The sequence below is a fragment of the Sphingobium sp. B10D7B genome (assembly GCF_025961955.1).
Classification (GTDB): Bacteria; Pseudomonadota; Alphaproteobacteria; order Sphingomonadales; family Sphingomonadaceae; genus Sphingobium.
This window is the reverse complement of sequence record NZ_JAOQOQ010000001.1, coordinates 2,893,068-2,901,582: the sequence shown is the minus strand read 5'-3', so window position 1 is coordinate 2,901,582 and position 8,515 is coordinate 2,893,068. Positions and strand designations below refer to the sequence as shown.

The 8,515-nt window shown below is 60.1% G+C and carries 9 protein-coding genes; 7 read left to right on the top strand and 2 right to left on the bottom strand.

The window, feature by feature from the left end; genetic code table 11:
• Positions 1-189: 189 nt before the first annotated feature.
• Positions 190-600, bottom strand: coding sequence for a hypothetical protein (locus M2331_RS13605; protein ID WP_181560772.1), 411 nt, complete (start codon positions 598-600; stop codon positions 190-192).
• A gap of 81 nt (positions 601-681) precedes the next feature.
• Between M2331_RS13605 and M2331_RS13600 the strand changes: the two genes are divergently transcribed.
• From M2331_RS13600 to M2331_RS13575, 6 genes are all read left to right on the top strand, one after another.
• Positions 682-1,779, top strand: a complete 1,098-nt coding sequence (locus M2331_RS13600) for a ShlB/FhaC/HecB family hemolysin secretion/activation protein (protein ID WP_181560771.1) — start codon at positions 682-684, stop codon at positions 1,777-1,779.
• A 70-nt stretch (positions 1,780-1,849) separates the two neighbouring features.
• Positions 1,850-2,641: a SapC family protein gene (locus M2331_RS13595; protein WP_181560770.1), complete on the top strand. Its 792-nt coding sequence runs from the start codon at positions 1,850-1,852 to the stop codon at positions 2,639-2,641.
• A 328-nt stretch (positions 2,642-2,969) separates the two neighbouring features.
• Positions 2,970-3,713, top strand: a complete 744-nt coding sequence (locus tag M2331_RS13590) for a response regulator transcription factor (RefSeq protein WP_181560769.1) — start codon at positions 2,970-2,972, stop codon at positions 3,711-3,713.
• 454 nt (positions 3,714-4,167) lie between these two features.
• Entirely contained in the window at positions 4,168-6,618 is a 2,451-nt protein-coding gene (locus M2331_RS13585) for an ATP-binding protein (protein WP_264592402.1), read from the top strand.
• Entirely contained in the window at positions 6,615-7,004 is a 390-nt protein-coding gene (locus tag M2331_RS13580; protein WP_181560767.1) for a response regulator, read from the top strand. The genes M2331_RS13585 and M2331_RS13580 overlap by 4 nt, the downstream gene beginning before the upstream one ends.
• Before the next feature lie 199 nt (positions 7,005-7,203).
• Entirely contained in the window at positions 7,204-7,617 is a 414-nt protein-coding gene (locus M2331_RS13575; protein ID WP_181560766.1) for a response regulator transcription factor, read from the top strand.
• Between the two features lie 93 nt (positions 7,618-7,710).
• Here the strand turns inward: M2331_RS13575 and M2331_RS13570 are convergent, their stop codons facing one another.
• On the bottom strand, positions 7,711-8,142 hold the full coding sequence (locus M2331_RS13570) for a response regulator (RefSeq protein ID WP_181560765.1): 432 nt from the start codon (positions 8,140-8,142) through the stop codon (positions 7,711-7,713).
• Between the two features lie 127 nt (positions 8,143-8,269).
• Between M2331_RS13570 and M2331_RS13565 the strand changes: the two genes are divergently transcribed.
• A complete protein-coding gene (locus tag M2331_RS13565; protein ID WP_184117274.1) occupies positions 8,270-8,503 on the top strand; it encodes a hypothetical protein in 234 nt (77 codons plus the stop codon).
• Positions 8,504-8,515: the final 12 nt, after the last annotated feature.

Sequence of the window (8,515 nt, the reverse complement as noted above, 5' to 3'; positions counted from 1 at the left end):
AACGTGGTCTTTATTAAGATCGCAGTTCATTGGATGGCTTAAATGAAATTGAAGGCGGTTTTTCTTTCCTGTGGCGGCTTGGTTGCGCTGAGCTCGGTGGCGAATGCGCAAACGGCAGTCGAACGGAACTTGCCCCCTGCGCCGCCGCCGTCGCAGGCGGCAATTGATGCCGATACGAACGTGTCGATCTCACAAGATGATGCACCATTTGGCGCGGCGCTGAAGGCGATCGTTCTGCTTGATGGCGACGACGCCGTTGCGGACGCAGCCACAGTCACGCCGGGCGTACATGCAGGCCAGCTTCCCCAGCTCGGGGAGAAGCGCCTGGATCGCCGTCTCGCCCGCTTCATCGGTCGGCCCCTCAGCCGGAAGCTGATTTCCGAAATTCAGGCGGAGATCGCACGGGCGGCTCGTGCAGCGGGGCGCCCCTTCATTTCCCTTTCGACGCCCGAACAGGAAATCACGACCGGCGTTCTGCAGGTCCGCGTCCTGGAATTCCGGACCGGCAACGTCGCTGTCCGCGGCGCTGACGGGCGCAGAGCGAGGGCGATCGAGAGTCAGGTTCGCACGTCTCCGGGTGAACCGGTCGATGCGGATCAACTCGCCGAGGATCTAGACTGGCTCGGCCGAAACCCGTTCGTTACCGTCGGTGCTCAATTCGCACCTTCGCGGCAGGAAGGCGTGACCGATCTCACCCTGGCGGCGGACGTGACCCGGCCTTTCCGGATTTATGGCGGCTGGTCGAACACCGGTTCGCGCTCGACCGGGACTGATCGCTTCTATGTCGGCGGAATGGTTGAACTGCCTGCGCTCGCCGGAAGCTATGCGTCCTACCAGTTGACCGGAAGCCGAGATTTCTGGGCGCAGGGCGGGCGTATCCTGCGCGGTGAGCCGCGCTACCGGGCGCATGGCGGCCGATTGTACATCCCCACCGGCGCGCGGCAGAATCTGGAACTCACTCTGAGCGACGCTTTGACGAACCAGGTCGTTGACGCCAATTTCTCCGTCCGTCAGCGGACCGTGGAAGGAACGCTGGGCTATCGCATGGCCCTGTCCAACCTGGGACTGGCCGCTGGATCAGGGGACTTGCTGATCGGCATCGAAGGCAAGAGCCAGCAGCGCGTCGTCTTGTTCGGCAATCAGGTCGCGCTCGAAACATCTGCAGACCTCTGGCAAGGCCTTGTGGGCTGGTCGAAGAGCTGGCTTGGAAACGGGCGTCGCGCGTCCGCGGCTTTAAATCTCCACGTCAGCCCCGGCGGCGTGACCAGCCGAAATACGGCCGAGCGCCTGACCGAGATCAGCAACGGACGGGTTACGTCGGACCGATATGCCTATGCGACGCTCGATCTCTCTGCTCAGGCGCGGCTCCCGCACAACTTCGCGCTGATAAGCCAAGTGTCCGCGCAATATGCCGGCAGGGCCGTGCCCCTCGCCGCGCAGATCGGCTTGGGCGGCGATGGCCTCGTCCGCGGCTACACTCCGGATGACGGCAGCTTCGACACCGGCGTGGTAATGCGCAATGAACTGCGGCTCCCGCCATTCAACCTCGCTCCCGGCAAGCGCGATCTCGTTTCGCCTTACCTGTTCGTCGATGCCGCCTACGGCCGCGACCATGCGCTGCGCTCGAACGATACCGTCGCATCAGTCGGTGTCGGCACTGACTATCGTATCGGCCGTCACTTCTCGGCCGGCGTGAATTCCGCCTGGGCGCTGACTGATGGTCAGCGCACCCAATCCGGCGACTGGCGCATCCAGGCACGCGCCACCGTCTCGTTCTGAACCCCGAAAATCCAACACCCCAAACAACACCCCACTGAAATCCACACCCCAACACTGCAAGGACCACATCATGACCCAGACCACCAAGAACACCATTGAGCTTGCCGGTTCGCAATTTCTCTATGGTCAGCCCGAGGCGCTGCATTCGGAGGACCATGGCAACCTGAAGTTCGTCGCCCAGGAAGCTCCCTTTGCGAAGGCCGAAGGCGTGCACATCGTGCCCCTGCTTGTCGGCGAGTTCGCTCAGGCAATGATGCATTACCCGATTGTGTTCGGCGGTCCGGAGAAGACGCCGATGGCGATCATGGGCCTCAAGGAAGGTCAGAACATGTTCGTTAAGGACGGACGCTTCGAGAATGGCGCGTATGTTCCGGCATATTTGCGGCGCTATCCGTTCACGCTTGCCGGTGCCGGTGAAGAGCAGTTCGTGGTCTGCATCGACCGCGAGGCGCCGGGCTTCGGTGAGGGCGAGGATGGCCAGGCTCTCTTCGAGGCTGGTGAGCCTACCGAATTCACGAAGAATGCAATCGCGTTTCTCAATGAGTTCGAAGGCGAGCGCAAGCGCACCCATGCGTTCGTTGAAGCGTTGATCGAAGCCGACCTTTTCGAAATCAAGCACACGCTGTCCGTCACTCCGACGGGCGAGCAGGAACTTGTCGCTGATTACTACGGTATCTCCGAGGAGAAGCTGCACGCACTTGGCGATGAGCAACTGGCAAATCTGGTCAAGCGCGGCGCCGTGGCGATGATCGACGCCCACCTTCTTTCGCTGCAGCGGTGGAACGATCTGGTAGTTCGCCGTCCCGGTCGCTCGGAAGACGAGCTTGAACGGAGCCAGGAAGACGAACTCGTCGCAGCCTGATGGAACGAGGCAATCGTCTTAAATCCCCAAAGCCGATTGCTCCTGGCGACCAGATAACATCTGGTCGCCAGTCCCGCTTCAGGCACCTGCTCGCCAAATAGAGCCTGCGCACCCCCGGCCCGGTGACAAGTCGAGGCCAATGAACCCAGCTCCGCCGCCGGCTCTGAAAGCAAGGCGACGTTGACCTGGGTGACTTTTTCTTGGAAAGAAATGGCAATAAGATCATTTATCTTTTCAACGTCTTCCCGGTCTCCCTCCTGATGGCCGGCTCTCAGACCAGAGGGCGCTCCGTGTCGGATTAGTGCGGGAAACGTTAGGAGGTCGGAACATGGACAAGCCGCTTATTGTCAGCATTGTTGAGGACGATGCAGACATGAGGATATTGCTCGAACGTTTCCTTACGAGCGTCGGGATGGAGGTCACGAGTTTCGGCGATACGAGTAGCCTCGACGAAGCCTGGCTGGCGACGCCGCCCGACGTCATTCTTCTGGATGTCAATCTGCCCGGCGAAAGTGGCTTCATGGCAGCGGCTCGTCTCCGCGCCCGCTCGATGGTCGGCCTCGTAATCCTCACCGGACGTACCGCCGAAGAGGATCGGCTCCTGGGGCTCTCCATGGGTGTCGATCATTATCTCAGCAAGCCGGTCAATCTGCGGGAGCTCGAAAGCGTTATCCGCAATCTCGGCCGCCGCGTCGGCACGAAGCCGGTCATCACCGAGGCGCCTGTCATGGCGAGCAATCGGCCGGGCTGGAGCCTCGATCCCAGTACCTGGCTGCTGACGGCGCCCAATGGCTGCGCGGTCGATCTCTCGTCCGCCGAGTATCAGGTGCTGCAGTCGCTACTTGAGGAGCCGGGCCAGGCACGATCGCGGGAGATGCTGAATGAAGTGCTCGGCAAGCCCCGTCTCGGACCTGACAATCGCAGCCTTGACGTTCTCGTGTCGCGCCTCCGACGTAAGGTGGAAGAAGCGGCGAGCCTGTCATTCCCGCTAAGATCTGCGCGCGGCACCGGCTATGTCTTCGCCGGCGAGGCGCGGATCGACAGGAAGACGGAGGGCGGCGTCCCTCACTAGGGTCGAAGCATCGAAGAGACGGCTTGGTGAGCAAAGAACAGATTTCAGGGAGCCGTTTTTACAAGGTTGAATGGAGGCCTAGCCATACTTTGCTCCTAGGCTGCGTGCTTGGCTGTCTCAAGACAAGCTGCACTATCGCTTCCTATGACTAAGGGTAAACATCTCTTCCGCGGACCGGCTCATCTCTCTCCCGCCAGGTGCGGGATTAAATTTGTCTGCCTCGCGTGGGAGAGAATTAAGCCGCCACTTATTCTAGACAAGGCTACTTTGGTCAACCATCATGACTTGAGAGCTAGAATGGAGAGGAAATGCTAAGCGGGAGGTCTCCGGATACGATGGACATGTGCCATGCCTACCTCTTCTTGGGACGCCGCAGGGCGCGGTGCCGGAAGGCTTCGGGCGCGGCCGGATGAATCGGCTACAACCGCGCCGACCCATTGCATGGCTCTTCCTGGTGCCTGCGCTGATGATCCCCCTGATGCTGGCATCGACGCTGACCTGGTTGCAGAGCGAATATGACCGCTGGGAAACGCTGCGTGTGGAAGCCATCGCATCCAACACCCGCAGAAACCAAGTCAGCGACCTTCTGTCGATCATGCGATCGGCTGAGACAAGCCAGCGGGGCTACGCGATCAGTGGCGATGAAGCGCTCCGAGCCCGATTTGTCGAGGGCGAGCGCGCGACGCGCCGTTTATTGCGCGAGCTGCACGGCGCGTATGGCGGTGACGTCGTTCAGCAAGCCAAGCTATCCGACCTCGATCAGACAGCAGATGCGAAATTCGCCGAGATGGAGGAGGTGATCCATCTGCGTGACACACAGGGCACTGCCGTCGCGCTTGGTCGGATCAGCGATGGCCAAGGTCAGCGGTTGATGTCCCGGTTCGAACAACTGGCGGGCCAGTTAATGCAACGCGAGATCGCCACGGGCGCACAGCGCGTCCAGGCCGTGCAGGCGCGATCCGCGACCATTCAGCGGGCGATGTGGATCATCCTTGCCATCGGAAGCATTGTGTTAGCCGTCATGCTCTGGTTGCTGTGGCGGCAACGGCAAGCGCAATACCGTATCGCGCTCGCGAGCTACGATGCCGCCAAGCGCAATCAGGCAATCCTCAATGGCACGGCCGATCCGATCCTCATCATCAACCCAAGCGGGACGATCGAGATGATCAATCCCGCCGTCACGCGCACGCTGGGCTATGAGGGGCACGAGCTCGATCGTCGTGACATCAGTGTCGTCACCGATATCGCGCCGGGAAGCGGCAGCTTTCACGAGCGGGTCGGCCTGATCGACGGCGTGTTGAAGGTCAGCTTCTTCCATGAGCAACTTGTGCGCGACCGCAGCGGCAAGATGATCCCGTTCGATATCGCGCTGGGCACCATGCGCTTGCCGGATGGAGACCATCTCGTGATGTCCCTGCGCGACATCACCGAGCGCCGCCGTCTCGACCAGCAGAAAAACGACCTCATCTCCTCGGTCAGCCATGAACTGCGCACGCCGCTCACGTCGATCATTGGCGCCTTGTCCTTGTTAAACGCCGAAGCGGGTGGCGAACTGCCCGAAGGCGCGCGCGAACTGGTCGGTATCGCGGAAAATAACGGCCGCCGCCTGATCCGGCTGATCAATGACATGCTCGATATCGATCGGATCGAAGCCGGGCGGTTCCAGATGATGATGGCCCCTGCCGACCTGCGCGATATCGCTCTGCGCGCCTGCGAGAATTTCGACGGGCTCGCCCGGTCGCGGGGCGCTGTCCTGACATGTCACGTGCCCGATATGCCGGTGACCGTCGAAGCCGACGATGACCGCATTCTGCAGGTGATCGGCAACCTCGTATCCAACGCGCTCAAATATACGCCGGGGCAGGGGCGGGTGCAGATCACGGTGCGTCATGGGCGGCAGGATGGCGAGGCGATCCTGCAGGTGGACGACGAAGGGCCAGGCATCGCCGCGGAATTTCGTTCGCGAATTTTCGGCCGTTTTGAGCGCGCCGTCGAGCATGAGGGGACTGCCGGCACCGGTCTCGGGCTCGCTATCGCGCAGGAGATCGTCAGTCTTCATGGCGGCAAGATCTGGTTTGAGGACCGACCGACTGGCGGCACCCGCTTCGCCTTCTCGCTCCCGGCGAAAATGTCCGAGATTCCCACTGGCGGCGGGGACGTCGAGGCCCGCATCCTGATTTGCGAGAGCGACCCGCAGCTGGGGCTGTCCCTGCAGTCCGTCCTGGCGAGCGAGGGCTATGCAAGCCATCTCGTCACCAGCGCCATGGCCGCGCGCGATGCCATCGCCGCGCACGAGTACACAATGCTGTTGCTGGACATGGCGCTGGAAGATGCCAACGCCTTTGAGATTGCCCGCGATCTGCGGCAGCGGGCAGGGCCGGACAGTCTCTCGATCCTGGTGGTGTCCTCTCAGCCTCTGGAGGAACCGACGACCCGTCTGTCGCTCGATCTCATCGACTGGATCGAAAAGCCGATTGATGCCCGGCGGCTGAAAGCGGCAATTTCGGAGGGTGTTCCGCGCGATATGACGGAGCGTCCGACCGTTCTCCATCTCGATGACGATCAGGATACATTGGACGTGACCGCAATGGCGCTCGCTGGGGAAGCCGAAATGTTCAAGGCGCGCTCCCTTGAGCAGGCCCGCTTGCTGCTTGCCCGGCGACAACCTGATCTGGTGATCCTCGATTATCATCTCGAGCATGGCACCGGGCTCGATCTTCTCCCTGATCTCTTCACGGTGGAGGGCGTCGCCATTCCGGCGATCATCTATTCCGCGCAGGACTTGCGGTTCGATGATCTCAGTCCGGTTGATGCTGTCCTGCTGAAATCCCGCGCCTCGATGCCCGATCTCAAGGCGACCATTCGCAGGGTCATTGCAGAGCGCCATGCGAGGCTTCGGTCATGACCGCTCAGGCCCGCCTTGCCTTGCTATACGTGGACGACGACGCCGATATCCGGCACATTGTGAAGCTTGCGATATCCCTCGACCGCGGGATGGATATGCGGACCGCGGCGAGCCCGGAGGAGGTGTTGACCCTGCTGGACGCCGATGACTGGCGGCCCGATGTTATTCTGCTCGATGTGATGATGCCGAAAATGAGCGGTCCCGAGTTGATGCGGATCATGCAGGTGAGTTACGGGCTTGAGGATAAGCCCTTTATCTTCATCACTGCCATGGGTCGGGAAAAGGACCTCGCCAATTATCGGGATTTGGGCGCGGCGGACGTGATCATCAAACCCTTCAATCCGATCACGCTGGCCCAGCGTATTCGCATGGTCGTAAAATCTTGAGGTGTTCTGCGAGCGGGTGCTCGCATGTTCATGAACCAGCCGACAGCCGTCGAGCCATCGGGGGCGCAGATCCCGCGCGTGGTCGCCAGATATGATGCGAAAGCGAACGTTCTGATTTTAAGATAATTTTGACAATATTTGAAGAGGAATAAGGGGTTGGCGAGGGACTGGGGGTGATCGGAAGCTGATAGGAGCCAGTATGCCAGACAGTGTCTCAGTCAGCATCGTGGAAGACGACGATGATCTGAGAAATATATTGAGCCGGTTCTTGTCCGGCGCTGGGATGAAGGTCGCTCCCTTTGCCAATACGGCTGATCTAGACAATGTTTGGCGGGCTGATCCGCCCGATGTCGTGATTCTGGATCTAAATCTTCCGGGCGAGAACGGTATCATGGCTGCGGCCCGGCTTCGATCATCATCGCAAGTGGGGATTATCATCCTCACCGGGCGCACGGCGGACGAAGACAAGCTGCTCAGCCTGTCCATGGGGGTTGACCATTATCTGCATAAGCCGATCGATCTGCGCGATCTTGAGAGCGTTATCAGAAATCTGGCGGGGCGGGTCAGCAAGAGCCGGATGAGCCAGGAAGACGCGCTAGGCGGTAAGGGCTAGAGGCTCTTGACCTGCGCCTGGCTTCTGACGGCGCTAAAAACGGCATATCGGTCAGCTTTCCTCGCTTGAATGCCAGATACAAGCCTTCTTCTTTCATTCAGGGAATGGCGCTGCTGGGTCTGATGACAGCTGGCGGCCGAGCATCCGCAAAATATCCAGCGCCAGCATGTCGGGATCGAAGGGTTTTTTGAGCGTGCCCAGGATTGGCCCGTCGCTGGCGCGCCACTGCTCGGTGAGTTCGGCATTGGCGGTGAAGAAGATGATCGGGGTCTGCTGGTCGGTTCGCCGCACCCGGCGGGCTGTCTCCAGGCCATCAAGGCCGGGCATCATGACATCGAGCAGAATGACGTCGGGCTTGCAGGCCGGATCGGCGAGCCGTGCAAGCAGCGCTGCGCCACTATTCACGTCCTGCACCTCGAAATCAGGCACGCGGGCCAACAGACGCGTTACGACGACTCGAAGATCATCCTCATCGTCTGCATAGAGTATTTGGGTGGACTTTCCGACACTTGCGACCTGCGACATGTCTTTACCCTATCCAATGCGAACGGCATGAAGCCGAACGGCGGGCTTATTTTCCCCCGTTTAAATGCCTTCCCTATCGTGCAATCAATAGCAGACGATCATCTGCGGCAAAAATTTATATGGTGTCATGATGGAACAGCCGAAAAATTTGGACTCACCCACGACGCTGTCTGTCGCGCGTGTGCGGGATCTGCAGCACAAGATGCGGAACAAATTAGGCGTTATGGATGGAACGTTCGAACTCATGCATCCGCCGACAGCAAATTACGATCCTCAGGAAGCGGAGGATATCGACCGTTTCAAGCGGGCATCAAAGTCTCTTCATGATCTTATTGAAGAACTGTCCGCCGCAATAACTTAGTTAATGAAAATT